The sequence below is a fragment of the Chroococcidiopsis sp. SAG 2025 genome, assembly GCF_032860985.1.
Taxonomy (GTDB): domain Bacteria; phylum Cyanobacteriota; class Cyanobacteriia; order Cyanobacteriales; family Chroococcidiopsidaceae; genus Chroococcidiopsis.
In genome coordinates this window covers 63,786-89,375 of record NZ_JAOCNC010000001.1, presented here as the reverse complement: position 1 = coordinate 89,375, position 25,590 = coordinate 63,786, and the positions used below count along the sequence as shown (strand labels likewise).

24 protein-coding genes and 1 pseudogene are annotated in these 25,590 nt (G+C 44.9%); 18 read left to right on the top strand and 7 right to left on the bottom strand.

Going from position 1 to position 25,590, the window contains the following annotated elements; genetic code table 11:
• Window positions 1–2: 2 nt before the first annotated feature.
• From N4J56_RS00390 to N4J56_RS00365, 6 genes and pseudogenes are all read left to right on the top strand, one after another.
• Window positions 3–1,073: pseudogene (locus N4J56_RS00390) on the top strand (sensor histidine kinase); the annotation flags it as partial.
• A gap of 266 nt (window positions 1,074–1,339) precedes the next feature.
• Window positions 1,340–1,990 (top strand): DUF3386 domain-containing protein, encoded by a 651-nt coding sequence (locus N4J56_RS00385; protein WP_317104637.1) that lies wholly within the window; start codon window positions 1,340–1,342, stop codon window positions 1,988–1,990.
• A gap of 120 nt (window positions 1,991–2,110) precedes the next feature.
• Entirely contained in the window at window positions 2,111–2,341 is a 231-nt protein-coding gene (locus tag N4J56_RS00380) for a NifU family protein (protein WP_015152173.1), read from the top strand.
• Between the two features lie 177 nt (window positions 2,342–2,518).
• Window positions 2,519–4,768 carry a glycoside hydrolase gene (locus N4J56_RS00375; protein ID WP_317104636.1) on the top strand — a complete coding sequence of 750 codons (2,250 nt, stop codon included), beginning with the start codon at window positions 2,519–2,521 and terminating at the stop codon, window positions 4,766–4,768.
• A gap of 508 nt (window positions 4,769–5,276) precedes the next feature.
• Window positions 5,277–5,543: a microviridin/marinostatin family tricyclic proteinase inhibitor gene (locus tag N4J56_RS00370; RefSeq protein WP_317104635.1), complete on the top strand. Its 267-nt coding sequence runs from the start codon at window positions 5,277–5,279 to the stop codon at window positions 5,541–5,543.
• A 156-nt stretch (window positions 5,544–5,699) separates the two neighbouring features.
• Window positions 5,700–6,677: an MvdD family ATP-grasp ribosomal peptide maturase gene (locus N4J56_RS00365; protein WP_317104634.1), complete on the top strand. Its 978-nt coding sequence runs from the start codon at window positions 5,700–5,702 to the stop codon at window positions 6,675–6,677.
• A gap of 132 nt (window positions 6,678–6,809) precedes the next feature.
• Here N4J56_RS00365 and N4J56_RS00360 read toward each other — a convergent pair whose 3' ends face one another.
• The 4 genes from N4J56_RS00360 to N4J56_RS00345 all read right to left on the bottom strand — a co-directional run bounded on the left by N4J56_RS00360 (window position 6,810) and on the right by N4J56_RS00345 (window position 13,438).
• On the bottom strand, window positions 6,810–8,129 hold the full coding sequence (locus N4J56_RS00360; protein ID WP_317104633.1) for a CO2 hydration protein: 1,320 nt from the start codon (window positions 8,127–8,129) through the stop codon (window positions 6,810–6,812).
• A gap of 143 nt (window positions 8,130–8,272) precedes the next feature.
• Window positions 8,273–9,763: an NADH-quinone oxidoreductase subunit M gene (locus N4J56_RS00355; protein ID WP_317104632.1), complete on the bottom strand. Its 1,491-nt coding sequence runs from the start codon at window positions 9,761–9,763 to the stop codon at window positions 8,273–8,275.
• A 107-nt stretch (window positions 9,764–9,870) separates the two neighbouring features.
• Entirely contained in the window at window positions 9,871–11,733 is a 1,863-nt protein-coding gene (locus N4J56_RS00350; RefSeq protein WP_317104631.1) for an NAD(P)H-quinone oxidoreductase subunit F, read from the bottom strand.
• Between the two features lie 1,000 nt (window positions 11,734–12,733).
• Window positions 12,734–13,438: a hypothetical protein gene (locus N4J56_RS00345; protein WP_317104630.1), complete on the bottom strand. Its 705-nt coding sequence runs from the start codon at window positions 13,436–13,438 to the stop codon at window positions 12,734–12,736.
• A gap of 74 nt (window positions 13,439–13,512) precedes the next feature.
• Here N4J56_RS00345 and N4J56_RS00340 point away from each other — a divergent pair, with 74 nt between their 5' ends.
• Window positions 13,513–14,199 carry an HAD family hydrolase gene (locus N4J56_RS00340; protein ID WP_317104629.1) on the top strand — a complete coding sequence of 229 codons (687 nt, stop codon included), beginning with the start codon at window positions 13,513–13,515 and terminating at the stop codon, window positions 14,197–14,199.
• Window positions 14,200–14,228: 29 nt separating this feature from the next.
• On the opposite strand, the gene N4J56_RS00335 is transcribed toward N4J56_RS00340, so the two are convergent.
• Window positions 14,229–14,675 carry a GNAT family N-acetyltransferase gene (locus N4J56_RS00335; protein ID WP_317104628.1) on the bottom strand — a complete coding sequence of 149 codons (447 nt, stop codon included), beginning with the start codon at window positions 14,673–14,675 and terminating at the stop codon, window positions 14,229–14,231.
• A gap of 182 nt (window positions 14,676–14,857) precedes the next feature.
• On the opposite strand from N4J56_RS00335, the gene N4J56_RS00330 reads away from it, so the two are divergent.
• Entirely contained in the window at window positions 14,858–15,571 is a 714-nt protein-coding gene (locus N4J56_RS00330; protein WP_317104627.1) for an ERF family protein, read from the top strand.
• Between the two features lie 127 nt (window positions 15,572–15,698).
• On the top strand, window positions 15,699–16,271 hold the full coding sequence (locus N4J56_RS00325) for a siphovirus Gp157 family protein (protein WP_317104626.1): 573 nt from the start codon (window positions 15,699–15,701) through the stop codon (window positions 16,269–16,271).
• Between the two features lie 208 nt (window positions 16,272–16,479).
• On the opposite strand, the gene N4J56_RS00320 is transcribed toward N4J56_RS00325, so the two are convergent.
• Window positions 16,480–16,623 (bottom strand): hypothetical protein, encoded by a 144-nt coding sequence (locus tag N4J56_RS00320; protein WP_015152161.1) that lies wholly within the window; start codon window positions 16,621–16,623, stop codon window positions 16,480–16,482.
• A gap of 474 nt (window positions 16,624–17,097) precedes the next feature.
• On the opposite strand from N4J56_RS00320, the gene N4J56_RS00315 reads away from it, so the two are divergent.
• The 4 genes from N4J56_RS00315 (at window position 17,098) to radC (ending at window position 21,668) form a co-directional block, all read left to right on the top strand.
• Window positions 17,098–17,559 (top strand): hypothetical protein, encoded by a 462-nt coding sequence (locus tag N4J56_RS00315; RefSeq protein WP_317104624.1) that lies wholly within the window; start codon window positions 17,098–17,100, stop codon window positions 17,557–17,559.
• A 180-nt stretch (window positions 17,560–17,739) separates the two neighbouring features.
• Window positions 17,740–19,653: a penicillin-binding protein 2 gene (locus tag N4J56_RS00310; RefSeq protein WP_317104623.1), complete on the top strand. Its 1,914-nt coding sequence runs from the start codon at window positions 17,740–17,742 to the stop codon at window positions 19,651–19,653.
• Window positions 19,654–19,788: 135 nt separating this feature from the next.
• Window positions 19,789–20,727, top strand: coding sequence for a phosphoribulokinase (locus N4J56_RS00305; RefSeq protein ID WP_317104622.1), 939 nt, complete (start codon window positions 19,789–19,791; stop codon window positions 20,725–20,727).
• A gap of 209 nt (window positions 20,728–20,936) precedes the next feature.
• On the top strand, window positions 20,937–21,668 hold the full coding sequence (radC, locus tag N4J56_RS00300; RefSeq protein WP_039717277.1) for a RadC family protein: 732 nt from the start codon (window positions 20,937–20,939) through the stop codon (window positions 21,666–21,668).
• A 145-nt stretch (window positions 21,669–21,813) separates the two neighbouring features.
• Here radC and N4J56_RS00295 read toward each other — a convergent pair whose 3' ends face one another.
• The gene (locus N4J56_RS00295) at window positions 21,814–21,966 is read right to left on the bottom strand and encodes a hypothetical protein (protein WP_015152156.1); all 153 of its coding nucleotides are present in this window, start codon (window positions 21,964–21,966) and stop codon (window positions 21,814–21,816) included.
• Between the two features lie 75 nt (window positions 21,967–22,041).
• Between N4J56_RS00295 and N4J56_RS00290 the strand changes: the two genes are divergently transcribed.
• From N4J56_RS00290 to N4J56_RS00270, 5 genes are all read left to right on the top strand, one after another.
• Complete coding sequence (locus tag N4J56_RS00290; protein ID WP_317104621.1) at window positions 22,042–22,221, top strand: hypothetical protein; 180 nt, start codon at window positions 22,042–22,044, stop codon at window positions 22,219–22,221.
• A 305-nt stretch (window positions 22,222–22,526) separates the two neighbouring features.
• Window positions 22,527–23,963 carry a nicotinate phosphoribosyltransferase gene (locus tag N4J56_RS00285; protein WP_317104620.1) on the top strand — a complete coding sequence of 479 codons (1,437 nt, stop codon included), beginning with the start codon at window positions 22,527–22,529 and terminating at the stop codon, window positions 23,961–23,963.
• A complete protein-coding gene (locus tag N4J56_RS00280; protein WP_317104619.1) occupies window positions 23,960–24,553 on the top strand; it encodes a nicotinate-nucleotide adenylyltransferase in 594 nt (197 codons plus the stop codon). Before N4J56_RS00285 ends, N4J56_RS00280 begins: the two co-directional genes overlap by 4 nt.
• Window positions 24,514–25,260 (top strand): NUDIX hydrolase, encoded by a 747-nt coding sequence (locus N4J56_RS00275; protein WP_317104618.1) that lies wholly within the window; start codon window positions 24,514–24,516, stop codon window positions 25,258–25,260. Before N4J56_RS00280 ends, N4J56_RS00275 begins: the two co-directional genes overlap by 40 nt.
• Before the next feature lie 35 nt (window positions 25,261–25,295).
• A complete protein-coding gene (locus N4J56_RS00270) occupies window positions 25,296–25,589 on the top strand; it encodes a chorismate mutase (RefSeq protein ID WP_317104617.1) in 294 nt (97 codons plus the stop codon).
• The last annotated feature ends 1 nt before the right edge of the window (window position 25,590 follow it).

Here is a 25,590-nt window from a genome sequence, read left to right as displayed (position 1 = left end):
ACGCTCTAGAGACTCTTGCACCTGTGGCGATCGAGAAGACAGAAAATCCCCAGTTTCAACAATCAATCTTACTATTAGCAACGGTCGATCGCGATAAGCCCAACGGCTTAATTTGCTTGCAGCATTGCGAACGCAGCCTTCAACCACAGACTCACAGTAATTCGATGTTGCAGCCGATCCCTCGCTTACGCCAGTGGACGACGGAAGAAATCGAGTTGGTACGAGATTTAGCCGATCAAATTGGCACGGCGATCGCCCATGCTACTCTATACAAGCAGCTAGAAGAAGCTCGCCAACAAGCAGAAGAAGCCTCCCGCCTCAAAAGCGAATTTCTTGCTAACACTTCCCACGAACTCCGCACGCCACTGAATGGAATGCTGGGATTTTTAAAGTTAGTGCTTGAGGGGATGGCGGACGATCCTGAAGAACAGGAAGAATTTATCCAAGAAGCCTATCGCTCCGGCTTGCACCTGCTCAATATCATCAACGACATTCTAGATATTGCCAAAATTGAAGCAGGCAAAATGGATTTGGAGTTAGGTCAAGTTAGACTCAACGAACTATTTAGCGATCTCGAAGACTTTACTAGAACCCAAGCCGAGCAGAAAAATTTAAGTTTGCAAATCCAATTACCACCTACGGCAGACGAAATCATTGTCTTAGGTAATTATCAACGGCTATTGCAGGTGCTGCTCAATTTGGTCGGTAACGCGATCAAATTCACCCACGAAGGCGGCGTTACTATCAGTGCGGATATCACCCGGAAAAAAACCATCTTTCAAAATCAAGTCCTACCGGGAATGGTGAAAGTTCGCGTTGCCGATACGGGCATTGGTGTTTCTTTAGATAAGCAAGATAAACTATTTCAATCCTTTAGCCAAGTAGACGGCTCTCGCACGCGGCAGTATGGTGGTACTGGCTTGGGATTAACAATATCCCAAAAGCTAGTTGAAGCTATGGGGGGAACAGTCAATTTTTATAGCATGGGTGAGGGACTCGGTTCCACAGTCACCTTCACCGTCCCTCTGTATCAAGAGCCGTTGATGGTATTAGGACTGGGAGATGGGGAGTGAGGGGTGAGGAGCGAGGAGTGAGGAGTTAGGGAGAAAGAAATTTACAATCTCCACACCCTACACCCTACACCCTACATCCTACAACCTTTTATCACGCACCACGACGCGGCACGCGGCTTAAATGTCGAGGTTCCCTCGACATCCGCTCGCTTTCCAATGCGCGGGACACCCGCGCTTCCGCCCGCTCCACCACGCACCACGCTCTTTCCCTCGCTCCGCGCTCCTCATTCGGACTAAACTGTAAAAGGTGAAGTCACAATAGTGCTATGACAGAGCAAACAAGTGCGCGGGACTTATTCAAGACGGCTTATGAAAGCCGCTATACCTGGGATGACAACTTTCCTGGTTACAGTGCAGACGTGCAATTGACACAAGGTGATGAAGTCTACACGGGTAGAATTCGGATAAATCGCGATTTGAGCGTAGAAGTTACAGGCATAGAAGACGAAAAAGTACAAGAAAGCGTTTACACGCAGCTGCGAGACATTGTTACTCACCGCAAGCGATCGCAATTCGAGCAGTCTCACGGCAAAAATGAGTTTAGCCTCGGTAAACTCGATGACAGTGGCGCAGTAGAAATCCTGGTCAAAGGCGATGCTATGGGTTCTAACTACAAAGTGCGCGGTACGGAAATTTGCCAAGTCAGCCGCGTTATGGGTCGCATGGCTTTTGTTATCGACACCCACGATAGCTTAGATACAGGCGGGGGTTACGTAGCTAGTCGCTACAATGCAGTGTTCCGCAATCCACAAACTAACGAAGTCATCAAGGTATTAAAGTTTCAAGACTTTTACGAAAAATTTGGTGACTATTACGTCATGACCAAGCAAATCATAGAAGACTATCAGCAACAAGAACGAATGAAAACCGAGTTCAACTTCTCTAACATCAAACTACTAGAAGCTGTTGCAGTTTAGGCGAGTGGTGCGTGGTGCGTGAAAAGAATAGATTATTCTCTACTCCCTACTCCCTACTCCCTACTCCCGCATAAAAGCTAGGATCGTTTTAGCAAGTTTGTTAAACAAAGGTCTAATTCTATGGAACTTACAACAGATAATGTAGAAACAGTTTTGGATGAAATGCGCCCCTATCTGATGTCAGATGGTGGCAACGTAGAACTAGTCGAACTCGATGGTCCAATCGTGCGGTTGCGGTTACAAGGAGCTTGTGGTTCTTGCCCTAGTTCTACCATGACTCTGAGAATGGGAATCGAGCGCCGTTTACGGGAAATGATCCCCGAAATCGCTGAAGTCGAACAAGTGATTTAAGGGAGCAGGGAGCAGGGAGCAGGGAGTAGAGGGAGTGACCAGTGAAGAGTGAGTCGATTTGTAGTAGGTAGTGACTTACGAATATCCGACTTACAACTTAAGACTTCTCCCTTGTCTTCCTTGTCCTCCTTGTCTTCCTTGTCTCTCCGTCCTACTCTAACCCCTAGTTCCTAGCCTATGTCTCATCCCCTCTACGTTGCATTCGTCTGGCATCAGCACCAACCACTGTATAAAAGTCGCGATCGCAGTTCTGCTTCTACATCCAATCAGTATCGCTTGCCGTGGGTCAGGTTGCACGGGACAAAAGACTATCTGGATTTGGTGTTAATTCTAGAGCGTTATCCTAAGTTACATCAAACGGTTAACCTCGTTCCTTCTCTGATTCTGCAACTAGAAGATTACATTGCTGGGACTGCTTTCGATCCCTACCTCACAGTTAGCTTGACACCTACAGAGCAACTGCAAAGGGAGCAACAACAATTTATCATCGCTAACTTTTTTGATGCCAATCACCATACCCTGATCGATCCTCATCCCCGTTATGCAGAGTTGTACCATCAACGGCAGGAACGCGGTGCAGCTTGGTGTTTGGACAATTGGCAGAAGGAAGATTACGGCGATCTACTGGCTTGGCATAATTTAGTTTGGATCGATCCAATTTTTTGGGACGACCCCGAAATTGCTCAATGGTTGCAGCAAGGTCGGAGTTTTACTTTAAGCGATCGCCAGCGGATTTATTCTAAACAAAGGGAAATTATCAGTCGGATTGTCCCCCAACATCGCCACATGCAGGAAACGGGGCAACTAGAAGTTACTACCTCACCTTATACTCATCCAATTCTGCCTTTACTTGCCGATACGAACTCCGGTCGGGTTGCCGTACCGAATATGAATCTGCCCAACTACCGCTTTCAGTGGGCAGAAGATATTCCGCGTCACTTGCAAAAAGCATGGGAGTTATACGAAGACCGCTTTGGACAAATACCCAGGGGATTGTGGCCTTCCGAACAGTCTGTCAGCCCTGAAATTCTCCCCTATATTATCAAGCAAGGATTTAATTGGATTGTTTCTGATGAAGCCGTTTTAGGGTGGACGCTCAAGCACTTTTTCCACCGCGACGGGGCGGGAAATGTCATCGAACCAGAATTGTTATACCGTCCCTATCGCTTGCAGACACCAGCGGGAGATTTATCCATTGTCTTTCGCGATCATAGATTGTCAGATTTAATTGGTTTTACATATGGGTCGATGCCACCCAAGCGCGCCGCAGCAGATTTGGTGGGACATTTAGAGTCGATCTCCCATCAGCTCAAACAGCACCAAGAAGGCGATCGGACTAGCTTAGAACAACCTTGGCTCGTCACGATTGCATTAGATGGAGAAAACTGCTGGGAATACTATCCTCAAGATGGCAAACCCTTCTTAGAAAACTTATATCAAACTCTCAGCAACCATCCTCATATCAAACTCGTCACCGTCTCGGAATTTATCGATGCTTTTCCCCCAACTGCAACAATTCCAGGTGAGAAGTTACACAGCGGCTCTTGGGTAGATGGCAGCTTTACCACTTGGATTGGCGATCCGGCAAAAAATCGAGCTTGGGACTTGCTAGCAGCAGCGAGAGAGGTATTGGCACAGCATCCAGAGGCGACAGAAGAGAATAACCCCGAAGTTTGGGAAGCTTTATACGCCGCCGAGGGTTCCGATTGGTTTTGGTGGTTTGGTGAAGGTCATTCCTCCAATCACGATGCCATGTTCGACCAGTTGTTTCGAGAGCATTTGTGTGGCATTTATCAATCCTTAAATCAACCCGTTCCTCCAGTGCTGCTGCGTCCGGTGGAAATTCATGCCGCTCCAGCCGACCATCGCCCTCAAAGCTTCATTCACCCCAGTATTGACGGTATGGGTGACGAGCAAGACTGGGACAAAGCTGGACGCTTAGAAGTGGGTGGAGCGCGGGGAACGATGCATCAAAGCAGCACGGTACAGCGCATTTGGTACGGGGTAGATCACCTAAATTTCTATCTCAGACTAGATTTCAAAACAGGAGCAAAGCCAGGTCAGGACTTGCCACCAGAACTCAATTTACTCTGGTTCTATCCTGATCGCACCATGCATAACAGCCCCCCGCCTTTGGTAGACTTGCCAGAGCAAGCGCCAATGAACTTTATGTTTCACCATCGCTTGGAAGTTAATTTACTGACACAATCGGTTCACTTTCAAGAGGCGGGAGAACACTATCAATGGCATCCCCGCGCCAGTCGCGCTCAGGTAGCGCTAGAGCGTTGCCTAGAAGTAGCAGTTCCTTGGGCTGACTTGCAAATGCCACCAGATTATCCTTTACGCTTGGTTTTGGTCTTGGCAGACGAGGGCAGATTCCAGCAGTATTTGCCTGAGAATGCTTTGATTCCGATTGAAGTACCCTAGAGGGGATAAGGGAGACAATTCAATTCGCACTCTTACGCTGCGCTATACTACCTCTGCGGGATCGCGCTCGCTAAGCGAACGCAGTTCACAATTTCTTTTGTACGGGCGGGTTTTGAACCAAGATTTCTTGTGACTAGCTGTGGCTCTTTTGCTAAACCCGCCCCTACGACGAAAAAACACATCTTTTCGCTTTTGTATACCCTTGAAAATAAATTTTTGTAAAACTATGCGTAACCTTTATACCGCTAGATGAAGTGGTGAGTATAGGTTGCTAACTAAAGCATAGCAATACAACTTAAGAATTCAGAATTTGGAATTCGGAATAAGTTGAATGTTTTCAAGCCCAGCTAAGGCGTGAAAAATTGAATTTTTCTGTTTTCAGCCCCTAGATTTGTCTGTGGGGTTTGTCATTCATAGTTCTAAAACCATAATTCTTCAATTCTTTTTATAGGTATTGGCTGAGCTATTACTGCAACTTGAATTAAACAATCGGAGGTAAATAAAATCTATGTCTGACATGAAATCACGAAATTCAAATTCACCAATTCCTTTTTTCGCCCATTTTCTAGAAGGGCAATTTGGAGCAGAACTTTCGGAAGTAGAAATGGCATCTGTGAGTGGTGGTAGCGTATATGCAACAACGCTAGCATATCCATCTGACGTTGACGTTGACGGTGGGAATAAAGGTTATGAATTCCCATCAATGGAGATGCCCAAGATGCCGTCTATGCCTGATTTTCCTAAATTCCCATCAATTTCTGATTATTACAAATAATGATTTGTAATTCGTAATTCATAAGTCGTAATTCGTAATTTATTAACTCTAAGACCAAGCACTTAGCTTGGTGATAGAAAATAATTATCTAGTAATGATGGAGAGAGTAAGAGCTACGAATTACGAGTTAGCGATCGCAAATTGGAGTATAACGATATGACAGTTTTGATCGTGACTCATAGTCGAGATCATGAGGGTATTTCCTTAGTTATGGATGCGATCGCGGCTCAAGGTGGGAAAGTATTTCGCTTTGATACCGATCGCTTTCCGACGCAGACACAGTTAGAGGTTTACTTTGGACTGGGAACAGAACGGTTCGTGCTGAATGATGGCGCAAACCAACTCAATTTACAAGATGTATCCGCAGTTTGGTATCGGCGCATTCGCATGGGTGCAAGGATTCCGACAACAATGGATGCTCAACTACGCCAAGCCTCAGTTCAAGAGTCGCAAGCTACAATTCTGGGGGCGATCGCTAGTCTCAATGTTTTCCATCTCGATTCTGTATCTGATATTCGTCGCGCAGAACACAAGCAGTTACAATTACAAATTGCGCGATTGCTAGGTTTAGAAATTCCGCGTACTCTCATCACAAACAATCCCCAAGCAGTATTGAAATTTGCGCGAGAGTGCAGATCGGGTATGGTGACGAAAATGCTCACTACCTTTGCAATCTACGATCGAGGACAAGAGCAAGTTGTTTTTACCAATTCAGTCAAGCCCGAGGATTTAGAAAACCTAGAGGGACTGCGTTTCTGTCCGATGTGCTTTCAGGAAAATATTCCTAAAGCGTTGGAACTAAGGACAACAATTGTGGGACAGCACGTATTTACAGCTGCTATTGACTCTCAAATTTCTCCTGAAGCACATCATGACTGGCGGCGACAGGGATTGACTTTGATTGATGCTTGGCAACCCTACACTCTTCCTCAAGAACTTGCTGTGAAATTGCGACAGATGATGACATATTTTCAGTTAAACTATGGAGCATTCGATCTCATTTTGACTCCAGACGGGCGTTATATATTTTTAGAAATTAATCCCGTAGGTGAGTTTTATTGGTTGGAAAAACACGCTGGTTTACCAATTTCGCAAGCGATCGCAGATATCCTCGTAAAAAGCTCCCCTTTTTAAGGCAGTGATATTTACATAAAAAGCCCCCCTTAAAAAGGGGGGTTGGAGGGATCTTCTTTACTTGGTAAGCAAGATTCTGAGAATACAAAAGCCCCCCTCAAAAACTGAAAACAAAGGGGGTTAGGGGGACTTCTAGCGATAATCTGAAGTCTGAATTTGCCGCAAACGTGCCGCATTTCTCATATCAAATTCTGGACGACAGAAGCGATTAATTTGCTTTTCAAAAAACTCTCGATTTGCTTGCAAATGTTTTGGATTTGGATCGTCTAATGGATATAACAATGCAGTCCTCAACGCTTGAATAACCGCAGAAGTTACGCAGTACATCGATCGCTGGAATGTAATACCCAATTGCACTAAAACATCATCTTCGCCTCGACAGTGCTGCTGGTAATAATCTCTAAGATATTGAGGCAAGAAATGATACATATCTTGTGCTAACAACGTAGGTGGAATACCAGCCGTACCTACAGGAAATTTATCAGCATATAAAACGCCATAGTGGAAATCTTTCTGTTCGGTAGGAATTTGTCCGGCTTGGGCATTATATGATTTCGTCCCACGGAAAGGAGAGGTGCGGTAGAAAACAGCTTCGACATAAGGTAACGCCGCTTCATAAAGCCAGGTAAACCCTTTTGATTTAGGAATAATTTCGTAGCGTTCGCCGCGAATATAAACGTGGTGGTAAATTGGACGACCCGCGATCGCAAAAATTCCATTCACCAAGAAATTCATCGCGTCAGGGACTCCCTTAAATCCGCCTTCATCGTAAATATCAGACATCTCGAAGAAGACTGGAGCCATCACCTCCCAGAATAAGCCCAGGTTGGCGTAATAAGAAGCCTGACGGCACTGTTCTAAGAACATTTCTGGAAATAACTTATACAGCCCCAGCATGGCTGGATTATACTTGAAATAAGCTTTAATGGCGCGATCGGCATTTGCCTTATATTCATCTGAATCGAGATAGGCATCGAATTTGCCATAACCCATATCTCTACCGTGCCATAGCATCGCCCGCATACATTCTTCGGCAAATTCCATGTTGATGCGATCGTGGAACCAGTGATGCAGCAATCTAGGCATCTTGCGGGTTTCACCTTTTTCCATAAAGGCAAGTAATTCGGGATGCGCTGTGGCTGGTCCCCGCCAAATCCGCAAATCGGCATCGTCGCCTGCATAATGATTGTGCAGGTCTAAATACTCTTGGGGAATGAAGTATTTGAAAAAGGGTAGCGGTTCGAGGAAGACTCGTTCGCCAATATAAAGTAAGTCGCGCCAGTAGAAATCCATCGGTACGGCATATGCCTTATAAATACCGATAATTTGCATCAGGTTTTCTGGCGTATCTGGTAGCATTGCCCCACCTGCTTCTAAGCGATGAATGATATCGGCAAATTCATGCTTGGATGGGGGCAGTTTCGCTGTAGATTTTTCTTGAGCAAGTACCATGATGGGAGTGAGTAGTGAGTAGTAAAGAGATGTAGGGGCGGGTTTCTGAGAGTTTTGGTTAAAGAACAAAAAATTCTGTGGTTAAACCCGCCCCTACAGAAATATTGGAGAGTCGTAGGGGCGCACAGCCATGCGTCCTTATCCTAATTTTTAATCGCAATTTGCTGTGTGGTGCTGACACGAACCGTAGCAACCATGGCGGCGCTAGTGGTTTCACTCCAACGTACTAACCAAGTTGGTTGAATGCCCAAAAATAGGATTAGCGCTGTGAGGACGAGGGCGGGAACTTTTTCCGACCAGGTAACTTTGGGATAGTAAGCTGTTTTGTTATCTAACTTGCCGAAGCAAGTACGGTTGAGCAAAATCACAAAATATACCGCTGTTAAACCCGTACAGATGACGCAAACGAGGGTAGGTAAGGGAAATCTAGCGTAACTACCTTGCAGGACTAAAAATTCGGCAATAAAACCAGTCATGCCTGGAATTCCCGCGCTTGCCATACCTCCCATCACTAGAAGGGCGCTAATGTAGGGTAATCCGCGAATCGGACTCATCAATCCATTCAGGACATCAAGTTCGCGAGTCCCGACTTTAGTTTCAATGACACCAATCAAGTTAAAGAGAATTGCCAAAATTAGACCGTGAGCAACCATTTGCGCCACTGCGCCGACCGTACTCAATTCAGTAGCAGCAGCCACAGCCAGCATGACATAACCCATGTGTCCGATTGAACTATAGGCAACCATGCGCTTGATGTCTTTTTGAGCGATCGCCGTTACCGCACCGTAAACCGCGCTAATTGCTCCGATAATCGCTAAACCAGGCGCAACGATCGCCCAAGTTTCGGGAAATAGTCCTAGACCAAATCGGATAATCCCATAGGTTCCTAACTTTGCCAGAATTCCCCCCAACATAATTGCTACGGGTGGAGAAGCTTCCGTGTAAGCATCGGGCAACCAAGTATGTAGGGGAACCAAAGGAATCTTAATCCCAAATCCAACTAACAGGATGGTTAGGAGGATCAATTGCGCTTGAAGGGGTAATCCCGTGGTGGCGATCGCGTTGTAATCGAAACTAGAAGAGCCTGTCAGCCAAGTAATCCCCAAAAAGCCAGCTAGAATTAAAATTCCCGAAACTGCCGTGTAGATCAAAAACTTCATTGCAGCATAACCGCGCTTTGCCGTTCCACCCCAAATTGCGATCAGCAGATAGAAAGGAATCAGCTCGACTTCGTAAAATAGAACGAACAACAGCAAGTTTTGCGCTAGGAATCCACCCACCACCCCAGCATAGATCAGCAGCAATAAAGCATAGTACAACCGAGGACGGGTAATATTTTCGCTACTACTGTAAATAGCAATCCAGGTCAATACCCCTGCTAAGGCGACTAGAGGGATAGACAAACCATCTGCCCCCAAGCTGTAGCTCAATCCAAGGGTATCAATCCAAGGCAACAATTCAGAAAACTGCATCCCAGCTAAGGAGATGTCAAATTGACTCAGCAGTACCAGCGTCCAAATAATGATGCCAGTGGCGATCGCCAAAGCCAGCGATCGCGCCCGATCTCCTTTCATTGGTATAAATCCAATGCAAGCAGCACCGACGACAGGTATCCAGATCAAAGCACTCAGCATAACGATTTTGAAATTGGTAGTTGGTAATAAAGTGGTGCGTGGTGCGTGGTGCGCGGTGCGTGAGAAAAGTTAAATTTTCTCCCTACTCCCTACTTCCTGCTCTCTCTTTAGAATGCAAAACTGAGTTCCATGTGAGATAGCAGGGGCCAGCCGACGATCGTGCCTAACAAACACACACCTAGCAAGATAGTTAAGGCGTAGAATTGCGATTGTCCAGAAGTGCTGTATTTTAGGGTTTCGCCTCCGAAAATCGAGACTAAGCCAACTAAATTCACAATCCCATCAACTAAGTAGCGATCGATCAGAGCAATTAGGCGAGAAACTACAGCTACTCCAAATACAATCGTTACCCGATACAAGTTAGCTGTATAGAGATCGTAGGCGAAAAAGTCTTGCAGTGGCTTCCAAGGTAGCGTGACTGGTTTTGGAACCAAGGGTGAGAGGTAAACTACAGCTGAGATACTGCACCCAAAAATCGTAGACCAAATTAATAACAAAGCTACATCTTTGTTGATGTATGCCCATTCTGGCAGTAACGACAAGCTTTGCAATACCAACGGAGCGTGCATGACAAAGCCCATTAAGATTGTCATTGGTAACATCATGGGCCAATGAACTTCAGGCGATCGCACGGTCATTGGCTTGGGTTTGTTGCCAAACATGAGGCAAAATACCCTAGTGACGCTGAAAGCTGTCAGTGCATTCGTGACTAAAATTACTCCGACTAACAAAGGCTGAGTTGTCCACAATCCATCTGCTATTTGCAGCAATGCCCAAAATCCGCCCAGGGGTGGAAAAGCCACTAATCCGGCTGCACCAACAATAAAGGCAATAGCTGAAATCGGTCGGCGCGACCACAAACCTCCATAAAGGCGGAGATCCTGAGTAATGCTATTCCAAACTACACCACCCGTACTCATGACGAGCAGTGAAATTGCTACGGCATGGGTAAACACTAACAGTAGTGCGGCTTGAGTTTGTCCCGTACCTACAGCCACAAATACCAAACCCATGTAGGCACTGACAGAATATGACAAAGCGCGCTTGACATCAACTTGAGCGATGACAATCAAAGAAGCACCTACAGCTGTCACCGCACCGATGAATGTGGCAAAAGATAGGGCGAAAGGCGAAAGTGCCAGGACTGGCTGAAGTTTCACGAGTACCCAAGCACCTGTTGCTACAACTACGGAATTACGTAAAATCGTTGCTGGTACGGGACCTTCCATTGCCTCGTCCAGCCATAAGTGTAATGGAAATACGGCGCATTTACCCATTGGACCGGCAATCAGAGCCAAGCATACCAACGCGATCGCTGTGGGGTTAACGTTAGCTGTTTGCGCCCACCGTGCGAGTTCTGAGAAATCCCAAGTTCCGGCGAGGGGATATAGAGCAAGTACCCCCATTAATAGAAACAAATCGCCTACCCGTTTGGTCAAAAAAGCGTCTCTTGCTCCCGTGACTACCAATGGCTGACTGAACCAGAAGCCTAGTAACAAATAAGTACACAGGGTGAGAATTTCTAGAATAAAGTAGCTGAAGAACAGGGAGTTGCATAGCACTAAGGCGCACATCCCGGCTTCAAACAGCGCCATCATGACGTGGAAACGCGCCCACCCCCAGTCCATTTCTAAATAGCCGATCGCAAAGACGATCGCTAGCACGTTTAAGCCTGTAACTAAAGCGATCGCACCTACCGTAAGTGAAGAAACTTCTACGGCGATCGTGAAGTCAAAATTGGCTACGTGCAACCAAGAAAAATATAAGTATTGAGCTGGTTTGTTCCAAGATGCGCTCAGAGCAATTAAAGCATGGGTGAAGGCAACAGCAGTCGTCACCAAGTTAATATATGCTGCTGGGCGGGGTCCCGTGCGTCGAATAATTCCAGGCGACCAAGGAATCGTCGAAATTGCCCCTATCAGGGCATAAATGGGAACTAACCAGATGGTTTGGAGGAAGGTGTCAGCCATCGGTATGAATACTCACTGCGTAAAACAACTCAAACTCTGAATACATCGAATCTGCCTGGAAAAGCCACGAGTGTAGCTGAGAATATATAAACCAAGCAGATTTATGATTATTTAATTTTTCAATTAATCAAAGCCACTTATATGGATTACAAAGAACTTATTTATCTAATAAACTATGCGATAAGTTAGATAAATTTTTCTTATAAAGGAAAATCATTGAGAATAACTATGCTTAAAATTGATTTCTGTTGATGGTTTGAAAGCGTACATTGAAATTGCTGATGGTTAGTATCGAGATCTACCGATTAGCAGAACGAGTGAGATCGCTTGCAGACGAAATACAGAAGACGGGAATTAGAAATTAGAAATAAGAGTATTTTTACCTAAACCAAATGAAATTTTGTCTCTACCTAGAGATACAAAATCTCATATCTACTTGGCTTAACAAGAAAAATATTTCCTCAAATATCTGTGGAAATTTGTCGTGAAGATCCGTAGAATCAAAAATTCCAAATCAAAACCCCCAAAAACAAAAACCTCAAGTGCTGTGACTTGAGGTGAATTAAAAAGTATTATCAAGGATACAGAATTTCCGAGCGGAGACACATGATACACATTCTTGCTTAAAGTGTGTAATCGGTAATTTGTGATTTGAACTTGCGACTGCTTTGTTGGCAAAAGCTATGGCTGTTAGTCTTGTCAGGCTGTTCTAAATGGATGGTTTCACATCCCTCTAAAGACTGCAAAGCAGGGGAAACGACAAAAACCCTACACCAATACCAGCACTACCAACAAAATTAAGTTGTACGGTCAATTAAACACTCGCGAGTTTGGGACAACCATTTTCTGCCCTGACATCGTTCTCCTTCGGGCGGAAATTAGCAGATTAAACAGCAAAATTTCTGCTCTGGTTGAACAACATTAGCGGTTTGTTCGCTAATTATTTGTACTTTTAATTATGGACGATGCCAGAAAAGTCTGTATTGTTTGAAACAATCTTTTAAGATTTTATTTCCAAGTTCCGAATTCTTTGCTGATGCTGCTGGCGGTTAAACTGCTGCTGTGCGGAAGTAAGTAGTGCATATTCAATTGGCGATCGCATATCCCATTGCAATTGAGCTAGCAGTAGTAAACTACAACTCATGACCGCACCAGTGGTGAGAAACTGCCAACCGCCGACGTAAGATAAGAAACCAACGCTCAAAAAGTGAAGACAGCCAGCCAAGAATAAAGCACGCGATCGCAAACCAATGCCTGTAAACAAATAACCAGTTGCACTCAAACTCAACCACATCGGGCATAAGTGGATTAAAATTTCACCCCAACCGAGAAATATCCCTAAATCGGTTAAAACCACACCTGTTAGTACTAAAATTGCCCAACCACAGACGACCCAACGCAGACGTTCTACTCCTGCCCAAAACCAAGTTAGACTCATCATGGCGATCGCACCCACTATAGTCAAGCTCGACCACCAAATTGCTTGTATTGTCCAATTAATCGGTAAAAACTGCGCTGTGGCAAACATAACGCCAACAATGACAGCCCAAATAATAAACACTTGGTCTACTCGCGTGTAAATTCCTGAGTAAAGTGTCATGCGATCGATTTTCCAATTAATTCGCCATAAACCTTGTAAATCTTGAATATCTAACTCTTCTTGCTTTTCTTTGAGCAATGGCTGCGCTAAGCTACTCAGATTCATTTATATTTTGCTGCTAGTTATTTTTACAATTTGTAACTCTCTCTATTGATAGATTATTTCATAAATTTTACAAAATGACACAAATCGTAAGAAGCACGATGGATAGCGAACTGAGTGATGTTAAGCAACCTAAAGTTATCTTCCTCGATGCTGTCGGGACAATGTTTGGAGTTAAAGGCAGTGTTGGTGAAGTGTACGCTCAGATCGCACAACAATTTGGCGTTACCGTACCAGCAGATCGTGTCAACAGTGCTTTCTATCAAAGTTTCAAAACTGCGCCACCGCCTGTATTTCTTGGCAAGCAGCCAGAGGAGATTCCTCAATGCGAATTTGAATGGTGGGAAGCGATCGCCCGGAATACTTTTCAACAAGTTGGATTTTTAGATAGTTTTACCGATTTTTCTGGCTATTTCAGCCAACTATACGCACATTTTTCCACAGCAAAACCTTGGGTACTTTATCCCGATGTTCTGCAAGCATTGCAATCTTGGCAGAAATTAGGCATTGAGTTAGGGGTACTGTCTAATTTCGATTCGCGCCTGCATTCGGTTTTACAAGCTTTGGATTTATCCAAGTTTTTCACTTCCGTAACAATTTCTACCGAAGTTGGTGCGGCTAAACCCGATCCGCAAATTTTTGCTGCTGCTTTGGACAAACATCAATGTTCGGCAGATTTGGCTTGGCACGTAGGCGACAGCTTACAAGAAGATTATCATGGCGCGAAAGCGGCTGGGTTAAGAGCGGTTTGGTTGCAAAGATGATAGAAAAGCCAAAAGTCAAAAGTCAAAAGTCAAAATTCACTCAATCTCAACGAATAGTGATAAAACTCTTCATCCCTGGTGTATTTGAGTGATTCATACAAAGCTTGTGCTGAGATATTAGAAATTTGTGTGGCGAGAGTGATTCTGATTGCTTCAGTTTCTTGAGCGTACTGCTTTGCTGCTGTCAGCAATAATTTGGCAATCCCTTTTCTACGATGCGTTGCGACGACGAATAGGTCGTTCAAAATCCAAATTCGTTGCATCGATACTGAAGAAAAACTGGGATAAAGCTGAGTAAATCCGACGATTTGTCCATCACTTGCAACAAAGATGACAGAATCATGTTTTTGCAATCGTTCTTGCAGAAAAATCTTTGCAGTTGCCAAGTCCGATGCTTGTCCATAAAAAACGCGATATTGGTCAAATAGTATAGCTATCAGTTCAAGATGCTCGATTTTAGCCAGAAAAACTTCCATAAACTGCTTGAATTTTGATCTATCCCAGATTACCAGGCTAGCTTGGTAATAGAGGATGTATAGAAATTAGATTTAAGTACATGTGTACTATAATAGTAGACGAGGTATATTTTCACTTACAGCTCGAACGGAGTCGATCGCCTCTGAAGCCAGCTTGAGGTAACACTACCAAGGATAGCGTTATGAGCGAAACATTAACTAGCGCCACAACAACCAGCGAAACAGCGACTCATACTAAAAGTCAGCTATATAAAAAGATCTTAGCCGTACAGAAGGATTTGCAACCTTTAGAAAAAACTGGTTGGAACGACTTTCAGAAATATAGCTACACCACTGCTGGCGATGTTCTTCTACCAGTACACAAAGCCTGTAGCGAACAAGGATTAATCGCGATCGCAGATTGTATTGAATCTCACATCGAGCCGGGACGAGCTTCAGTAGTCGTCCGCTTAACAATTGTAGATACAGAAACAGGTGAGTCTTTAAGTGTCAGCGCGCCAGGTTACGCCGAAGACTATTCGTGGAAAGATAGTCGTCCTACTGGCGATAAAGCTGTATATAAAGCGATTACAGGAGCCACAAAATACGCCGTCCGTTCTTGCTTTTGTCTCCCATCAGATGACGATCCAGAAAGGACACCACAAAGACTCAATACTAGGCAGCCGATGAATCGATATGTCGTCAATCCTAGCAAAGTAGACTCGGTATTGCTCGAACAAACCACAGCAGAATTAAAGCGTGTTGGTTGGTCGAGTAGCCAAGGACGGCTATACTTACAAGATAAATTCGGCAAATCCAGCCGTCAGCAGCTCAGCCAGCAGGAACTACAACAATTTTTGAATCATCTTCGTTCCTTACCAGAACCAGAAGCCCAACCGATTCTGCAAGAAAGCTGATAATTATTTGCTTATGATGAGAGGTAATTGGTAGTCAGTCATTGGTCATTTGTGTAGAGTTTTTGACTTTTGACTTCCACAAGCGTTACCAATTACCCATGACCAATTGAATTAGGACACTTGAAAGGTGACTCCATCTCATTCAGCCGAAAAAAATTCATCTGAAAATAACTTGCCCCAATCTAGATCGCGATCGCTCTTTAGTATTGGTGAAGATTTAGAGCGATTAAATGAAATCCTAGATGAAGCTGGAGACGACACCCAACAACAAGAAATCCTCAACGAATGGTTACAACAGCTAGGAACAGAACGCGATCGCAAGTTGGATGGATACGCGGCTTTGATCTCGGAAATGCAAGCGCGTGCTGAGGCGAGAAAAGCAGAAGCGCAACGTCTAATGGAGCTAGCTAGAGCGGATGAAAGGCGATCGCAACTCTTAAAAGAGCGATTGAAGTGGTTTTTTGAGTCGCAGCAACTCAAGACGATTGAAACTACTCGTTATCGGCTGTCTTTATCCAAAAATGGTGGTAAAGCCCCCTTAATCCTTAAACCAGATCTCTTACCGCAGCAACTCCCCGAACGGTTCACAACCACTTCAATCGAACCAAACACGAGTGCCATTCGCGCCGCCTTAGAAGCAGGAGAGACTTTAGATTTTGCTTCCCTGGGCGATCGCGGTACGAGTATAAGAATTAAGTGACTAGTGACCAGTGACCAGCGACCAGCGATCGGTTATTGTGCATTCCTTCTTCACTCACTACACCCTACACCCCACACCCTGACAACTGATAACTGAAAAAAAATCTCCCACAACAGCAGCTTTCACAGGGGGATAAGGCTGAGAATTGTTGCTGTGCAGGAGATCTTGAAAATTAATAGAGAGCGAGCTTTTGACTCGATCGCTGCGATTAGGGGGTAGCAGCAGGAGAAGGGGATTCAGCAGGAGAGGGGCTAGTACCAGTACCGCCACCACCACCAGCATCACCACAGGCTCCTAAAAAGCCGCCCAATAAGCTGAAAACTAAAGCTAAACCGATGAATTTTTTGTTCATAACTCCTCTTTCACCAAATGCGGTAAAAATGAACGAGCCGCTCTTGATCACGATACCGCATTTGTTGACTTTTTTTACACTACCGGAACTATAGCGGCTTAAGTTGACGGCTGATATACAGCCTGGACTGAGGGTTTTGACGATTGGTTGAATTTATTTACTTGCAGTACAGTGCTTCATTTATAAAGCTTATACTTCAAGTATGGATGCCATGCCCTCAAAATTAAAGTTTTATTTAAGTCGTTCCTGATGTCAAATATCTTCCCTCTCTGGACGTAACTTTGAGTGTGAGAAATTAAACAGTACTTTTATGACAGGGGACAGGGGACAGGAGACAGAAGACAGGGGACAGAATGTCTTCTATCGACTTCTTCAGTGAATAATATTTCTTTAACAAAGTTGACGAGAGTATCTGTTAGAGAAAGTTGCCATTAGAATTGGGGTGTTCATCTGCCCAAAGTATGATGGCTAAGTATGATGGCTAAGGCTCCTAAAACTCGTGTTTCCAATCGCCAGCGGCAAAAACCAGTGCCTGCTAATACCAAGAGCATCAGACCTTTGAGTAGTTCGCGATCGGCTCCTGTATGGCTGACTAGCTTGCGCCACTTACAAAATCGCTGTGCGGCTGTGACTGCTCTATTAGTGACTGCATTACTTGTAGCTTATGGCTGGTCGGCGTACTCCCAAAGCTCATGGCAAGAAGCGCGCAGTCAACTAGAAGAATTAAAAAAACAAGAGCGGCAATTGATGCAAAAAAATGCAGTGCTAAAAAATGATTTAGCAACGCAAGCACAGGAACCAGAAACGGGACTGGTGTATCCTAGCCCTGCTGAAGCGATCGCTCTAGAGCCTGCTAGCCAGACTACCAGAGCGCCAAAGCCAGTTTCACCCGCAACTCAACCTCCTCGTTTGACTTCTTTGCCACTAGGTTACTAGACAGTTATCAGTTATCAGTTATCAGTTATCAGCTATCAGTTACTCCCCTGTATGGGCGGGTTTTGAGCGAAGATTTCCGGTTGAGGCTGTCAATTTATTTGCTAAACCCGCCCCTACAACTCCCAATTCCCTGCTCGTGCGCTCGTGTGCTCCCTGCTCCCTCACCACGCATTACTGAAAATGTCTATCTTTCCTTCTTCTGATGCCCGTCGTCAGCGTCGTACTGCTAAAAACCGCGATCGCAGCCAAGCAAACCGCCCTCAGCATCGCCAACGACTGAAGCAACCTCGGACAGTAGAAAAGCCAGTTTCAAATCAGCAACAAAAGAGCAACCGCTTGCCCTTATTGCGGCTGCTACTTGTATGGAGCGTCCTGATGGGGACTTGCGTAGCAATGGGAATAAAATTGTATCGACTGCAAGTCATACACGCACCGAAATTGTTTGCACAAGCACGCAAACAGCAGTTGACAAGTATGCCTGGGTTTGTCATCCGTCGCCCAGTTGTAGATTGCAATCAAAATGTACTGGCGATGGATCGGTTGGTCTATCACTTATATGCTCGTCCCGGTCAATTTAATGTATCCAAAGAAAAAATTGCTGCTCGGCTAGCACCCCTACTCCAGGGTTCTCCTGCTCAGCTTGTCAAGCGGTTCAATCAACCTAGTAATTCAATTCGCTTGACTTCAGTGGTTCCTGAAGAAATGTTCCAGCAGATCGATAGCTTGACGATTGATGGTAAGAAGGTTAGAGGTCTTGAGCTAGTTCCACAATTTTCGCGCTTCTATCCGCAACACACTCTCCTAGCAGACATAGTGGGGTATGTCAATACGGATCGTGAAGGCAAGGCAGGGGTAGAAGCGAGTTACAATCAGCAACTAGAAAGCTTGGTCAAACCAATTCCATCGTTGTCCAGGGACGGAAATAACGAAATTATGAGTTATTCCGTTCCCGATAACTTTGCCGAGGTTGACGATACACGCTTGGAATTGACGGTAGATCTGCGCTTGCAGCGTGCAGCTCAAGCAGCTCTCAGCAAGCAGTTAAAAGCAGTGCAGGCGAAGCGGGGTAGCGTTATTGTCATGGATGCGCGAGACGGCAGCATTTTGGCAATGGTGGACGAACCATCTTACGATCCAAATGAATTTTACAAATTTGATTTTGAGTTGTTTCGGAATTGGGCAATCTCAGATTTATACGAACCAGGCTCGACATTTAAGCCATTGAATGTGGTGATCGCGCTGGAGCTAAAAGCAATTCATCCTAATGAAATCTTTCCCGATCCAGACACGATAAAAATAGGCGGAAGGATAATTAAAAATGCCGATCCAGAACCATACAAAGAGCTTTCCGTCGCTGGTATCCTCCAACATTCTAGTAATGTTGGAATGGTACAGATCGCACAACGAATTCCACCAGCTACCTACTATGATTGGTTAAAAAAATTGGGTTTAGGGCAATCTCTCGCTACAGATTTAGCTGCTGTCGCCCCCAGTCAAATTAAAAGTAAAAAGCAGTTTGTAACTTATCCAATTGAACCAGCTACCGCTTCATTTGGTCAAGGTTTTGCTCTTACGCCGATTAAGCTGGTACAGTTGCACGCTGCTTTAGCCAATGGTGGTAAACTCGTCACTCCTCATGTTGTTAGAGGACGCTTCGATTCCAATGGTCATCCTCAATGGCAACCGACTTTACCAACACCGCAGCAAGTGTTTTCTCCTTCCGTTGCGAAAACAGTACTAGAAATGATGGAGACTGTGGTTACACAAGGATCGGGGAAAACTGTTCGGATTCCCGGTTATCGCATTGCGGGTAAAACGGGTACGGCTCAAAAAGCCAGTGCCAGAGGTGGCTACGATAGTACAGCCAAAATTACCAGTTTTGTGAGTATTCTGCCCGTAGATGCGCCACGTTACGTTATTTTAGCAGTCATAGACGAACCGACCAAAGTACCTAAAGGTCAACTAATTCGCGGTTCCACCACAGCCGTTCCCGTAGTGAAATCTGTCATAGATGCCCTAATCTCTACGGAACGAATTCCACCAAATCAACCCACTCAAAGAATTCAGAATTCAGAAGTCAGGAGTCAGAATTAACTGCTCCCTGCTCCCGACTCCCTGCTCCCGACTCCCTGCTCCCTCATAACTGTTGAGTTGCTCTGCATTCTTGCCTAGAATAAAGCAAATCCAAGAATTACCTTGGCTAGCCTTTTTAGCTTCGTAGGAGTCACCATGAGCAATCGTCCGATCGTGCTAGGTATTGTTGGTGATAGTGCCGCTGGCAAAACAACTTTAACTAAAGGAATTGCTCAGGTGCTAGGTGAAGAAAATGTCACGGTAATTTGTACGGATGATTACCATCGCTACGATCGCGTCCAACGTAAAGAGCTAGGAATTACGGCATTACATCCCGACTGCAACTATCTAGATATTATGCAACAACACCTGTCTCTCTTGCGAACGGGACAGCCAATTCTCAAACCAGTTTACAGTCACAAAACAGGTACGTTTGAGCCACCACAGTATATCAAACCGGATAAATTTGTTATCGTCGAAGGCTTGCTCGGTTATTCTACCCGGGGTGCGAGAGATAGCTATGATGTCAAAGTTTACCTTGCGCCACCCGAATCGCTGCGGGCAACTTGGAAAGTTAAGCGTGACACCATGAAGCGCGGTTATACTCCAGAACAAGTCATGGGAGAATTACAAAAGCGCGAACCCGATTCTGAAGCTTTTATCCGTCCCCAGCGCCAGTGGTCTGATATTGTAGTCAGTTTTTATCCACCGCGGGAAGATGCAGAAGAAAGTAACAGTCATTTGAACGTCAGACTAGTTCTGCGTCCGACCATTCCCCATCCAGGTTTTACCGAAATCATTCAATCAAATCGAGCTGACTATACCTCACCAATTCGCCTAGAACTCGATCGCGATATGGGTAAACCGGTCGATGTCCTAGAAATTGACGGTCATGCCACTAAGGAAGACGTAATTCACTTAGAACGAATGTTGTGTAGCGAAATTCCTTCCTTAATTCCATTTTGCAGTACGGATAGCAACCCCGATCTGGGTAAGCTAGTGGGAACAACCGGAGAAATACTGCAAAGTTATCCACTTGCCTTAACTCAACTCCTAATTTCCTATCACATGCTTAAAGCTGCTCGGATTGTTTAGCGGTCATTTGTCAGTGACTAGCGGCTGGTGGCTAGTGGAACCAGAATTGCTCCCCCTGCTCCCTGCTCGTGCGCTCCCTGCTAACTGATTTCAACCGTGATTTCTTTAACTAATCGGGGATAACTATAAAGTATAGCGATCGGTGGTTGACAAAAGACTGCCGATTTGCTCTTTTATCCTTTGCGATCGCCCGAGCGATCGTTTTCTTTATGACCTATTGCCTCAGAATTGCCGATTTACCAACTACAGAACGCCCCCGTGAGAGGCTAATAACTCATGGAGCGCAAATTTTAGCCACTGCCGAGTTAATTGCTATTTTGCTCGGTACGGGGCAAGGAGCAGGAAAACTTTCTGCTGTTGGATTAGGGCAATATATCTTACAAGAATTGAGTAAAAATCAACGCGAACCTTTAGCAGTGTTGCGAGAAGTCAGCATTCAAGAACTGATGCAAATTGATGGTATTGGTCCTGCCAAAGCAACAACCATTTTGGCAGCAGTTGAGTTGGGTAAGCGTGTGTTTCAGTCTCGTCCTTTAGACCGTCAACCAATAGAAAGTCCCGCAGTAGCGGCGGCGGTGTTGAGTCAAGATTTAATGTGGCAACCTCAGGAGCGTTTTGCCGTCTTACTTTTAGATGTAAAAAATCGTCTCATTGGGACGAAGGTGATAACAATTGGTACGGCAACAGAAACTCTTGCTTCTCCCCGTGAAATTTTCCGCGAGGTAATTCGTCAAGGAGCAACGCGAGTCATTGTGGCTCACAATCACCCTTCAGGAAATGTCGAACCGAGTTCGCAAGATATTGAATTAACCCGCCAGTTATTAGCAGGAGCGCAGTTATTAGGTATTCCCATACTCGATCATCTAATTTTAGGTAATGGCAACCATCAAAGCTTGCGAGAGCTAACTGGTTTGTGGGAAGAATACCCGCAGGGAGATTGAAAGCATTTTTTCGCGACGATAGCCCATAAGCTTGTGATGTAATCTACTACATCATTAAAACGGTTGGCGCAAACGATACAAATAGGGACGCACATCAGTACGCCCCTACTACTGTCTTTCAATTGGTTGTCTTCTAATCGGCTGTCTACCAATCAGCGTGACGACGATGTTTATAGGGTTCTCCTGTAAAAGGCTGCGTACCAATAGCTGGATAGGCATCATCGCTAGGACCAAAAATCCGTGTCATGGCTTCAATAATATATTGAGCAGCGCTGTCTAGCATTTTGGAAATATTCATATAGTTCATCTCCAGAAGTGAGGATGAATGAGATAGCTGTATGAATTCTTATTTTATGTTTGTTATCGGCTAATTATGAGCGTTACTCAATCTATTGCAATCGATCGCAATACTTATTTGTTGATGTTTGCAATTCGTTATACAGCCGACTCAAATAGTTTGTTAACTTATATTATGACTGTATTTTGTCATTGGCTAAATATTATAACAAGTCTTTTTTTATCATGCGATCGCCATCGATCGCTAACTTATTAGTAGTCTTATTTTATATGAATAAAACTCTCTACAATTACTTTTACTTTTTCTACAGTCGGATTTCTTCTAAAATCACTATTAAGAAAGGTATATATTTGGTCAGTTATCAGTTATCAGCGATCGGTTATCAGTTGTCAGGGAATTAGTAGTTGAGTATTGTATGACGCATGGGGTGTGAGGAGTGGGGATAAGCACAAGTCACGAGTCAGAATTAACTGGTCACTGGTTACTGCCCAAAGGGACTTGACATATTTTTGGTAGAAATTACTATAATTAAAACAACGCTGCCATGAGAGAACGATGAGATGACGAGTTCACGCTGGAACGGTGCGGAAAACACCATACTCCAAGAACGAGAAGATCGAGCCTTGACGCTGACAGAGGTTGATTACAGCCTGCTGACCGATCTTTATCAGCTAACAATGGCAGCTTGCTATGTTGGTGAAGGGTTGGAACAATCTCAGGCAAGTTTTGAATTAACAGTGCGCCGCTTACCCCAAGGATTCGGTTATTTAATCGCCATGGGTTTAGCCCAAGCATTAGAATACTTGGAAAAGTTGAGATTTAGCCCCGAACAAATTGTAGCTTTGCAGGCTACGGGACTGTTTCAGCAAGCACCAAAACAATTTTGGTCGCTGCTGGCTGAGGCTGAGTTTACGGGCGATGTATGGGCTGTACGGGAAGGAACGGCAATATTTCCTCACGAACCACTATTACGAGTGGAAGCCCCTTTGTGGCAAGCGCAGTTAGTAGAAACCTATCTTCTCAATACCATTAATTATCAAACCTTGGTAGCTACACGCGCCGCCAGAATGCGGGATGTTGCGGGTGCGGAGGCAACGTTATTAGAATTTGGTACGCGCAGGGCATTTAGTCCTCAAGCTTCTCTGTGGGCAGCTCGTGCCGCTTTAGCAGCAGGACTAGATGCTACGTCGAACGTACTAGCAGCGGTACGACTGGGGCAAAAAACCAGCGGGACAATGGCACACTCGCTAGTGATGGCACTTGCAGCTACAGCAGGTAGCGAAGCTGACGCATTTACCGCTTTCCATCGCTATTTTCCGGGAGCGCCGCTATTGATTGATACTTACGATACAATCGCCGCCGCTCAATCCTTGGCAGAATCAATTCACTCAGGCAAAATGCAACTGACTGGAGTGAGAATCGATTCGGGGGATTTGCTAACTCTATCGCAACAGGTGCGATCGCTCCTCCCTGGTGTACCAATCTTCGCCAGTGGTGACGTAGACGAATGGGAGATTGCCAGACTGAAAGCAAGTGGTGCTTGCATTGACGGTTACGGATTGGGAACGCGATTGGTTACGGGTGCGCCTGTCAATGGTGTCTACAAGCTGGTAGAAATTGATGGCATTCCAGTCATGAAAGAATCGAGCGGCAAAATGACTTATCCCGGTCGCAAGCAGATTTTTCGCCACTATGGAGAGACGTTACATGTAACGTCTCTACGCGATCGCCTGGGATTAATAACGGACAATCCGCGATCGGGCGAACAACCTTTGCTAGAAATGGTGATGCAGGGAGGGAAAATCATACAGCCACCAGAAGCGATTGCTCAGATTCGCCAACGAACGGCAGCGACAGTTGAAAGCCTACCTACCCAGTGCAGGCAACTCGATAATCCTACAACAGTAGAGGTGCAAATTTCTGCTGCTTTACAGGAGTTGACAGAGACAACAAAACACCAACCGCGCAGGATTGTAGCTAGCGAAGGAAGATCATGAGGATTGCTTTATTTGGCACGAGTGCCGATCCACCGACAGCAGGACATCAAGAAATTTTGTGTTGGCTAGCAGAACGTTACGATCGCGTAGCGGTTTGGGCAGCAGATAACCCGTTTAAGTCGCAGCAAACACCGTTACAACATCGCGCTCAAATGTTGCAACTGTTAATTGCCGAGATCGAACCTCAACGGCAGAATATTGGGTTTTATCAGGAGTTGAGCAGCCATCGAACGCTGGAAACAGTGGAAAAGGCGCAACAATGGGGACAGGTAGAACTAACGTTAGTTATTGGTGCGGATTTAATCGAACAATTACCCCGCTGGTATCGAATTAAAGATTTATTACAGCAGGTACAATTACTAGTTATACCGCGCCCAGGATATGGGATAGAGGAATCGGATTTGGCACGCTTGCGCGAGTTAGGGGCAAAGATTGCGATCGCCGATTTGACTGGTTTAGATGTCTCTTCTACAGCGTATCGCGATCGCTGCGATCCAGAAGCCGTTACCCCACAAGTCAAGGCATACATTCACCAACAGCATTTGTACAAATGCCAGGACGCACCCAAAGAAAAGTTATCGATCCGATAAGTTCGCAACCTTTAGCTGATTTTAAAGTTGGAGTTGATAGCGTTATTTTCTCCGTTGATACTTCTCAAAATCGGCTTTTAGTACTGTTAGTTATGCGCCATCAGGAACCTTTTGTAAATTACTGGGGTTTACCTGGTACATTGGTGCGTCAAGGAGAATCATTAGAAAATGCTGCTTATCGAATTTTGGCAGAAAAAATTAGAGCTAAAAATCTCTATTTAGAACAGTTATATACGTTTGGTGGACCTCACCGCGATCCGCGCGAGGAAGCTAATAGTTTTGGAATTCGATATCTTTCCGTGAGTTATTTTGCCTTAGTCAGATTTGAGGATGCAGAACTCATTGCCGATGGAGTGAGTGGGATTGCTTGGTATCCCGTTAAGGAAGTGCCACAATTAGCTTTCGATCACAATGAGATTTTGGCATACGGACATCGACGTTTGCGAAATAAGTTGGAATATAGTCCAGTCGCATTTGAAGTGTTACCGGAAATGTTTACTTTAAGTGATTTATACCAGCTTTACACGACAGTTTTAGGCGAGAACTTTTCTGATTATTCTAACTTTCGAGCCAAGTTATTAAAATTAGGTTTTTTATGCGACACGGGAATTAAAGTATCGCGAGGCGCAGGTCGTCCAGCTAGTCTATATAGATTTAATGCGGAGGCATTTGCTCCTTTTAAAGATAAGCCTTTGGTGTTTATTTAAATAGGGAGCAGGGAGCAGAGAGTAGGGAGTAGGGGATGAAAGAAGCAGAAGAATGTTTGGATATTCATGAGATTCGACAAGAAATTGATGCGATCGATCGCCGAGTTATAGAATTGCTGGGTCAGCGATTTAATTATGTGAAAGCAGCGGCTCAATTTAAAAAAGATACTGATGGTGTAAAGGCTATAGATCGGTTTAATGCCATGTTACAACAGCGACGAATTTGGGCGGAAGAAGCCGAGCTAAATCCTGATGCAATTGAAAAGATCTATCGAGATTTAGTTGGCTATTTTATCGAAGAAGAATTGAAGCATTGGGAATCGAAGTAAT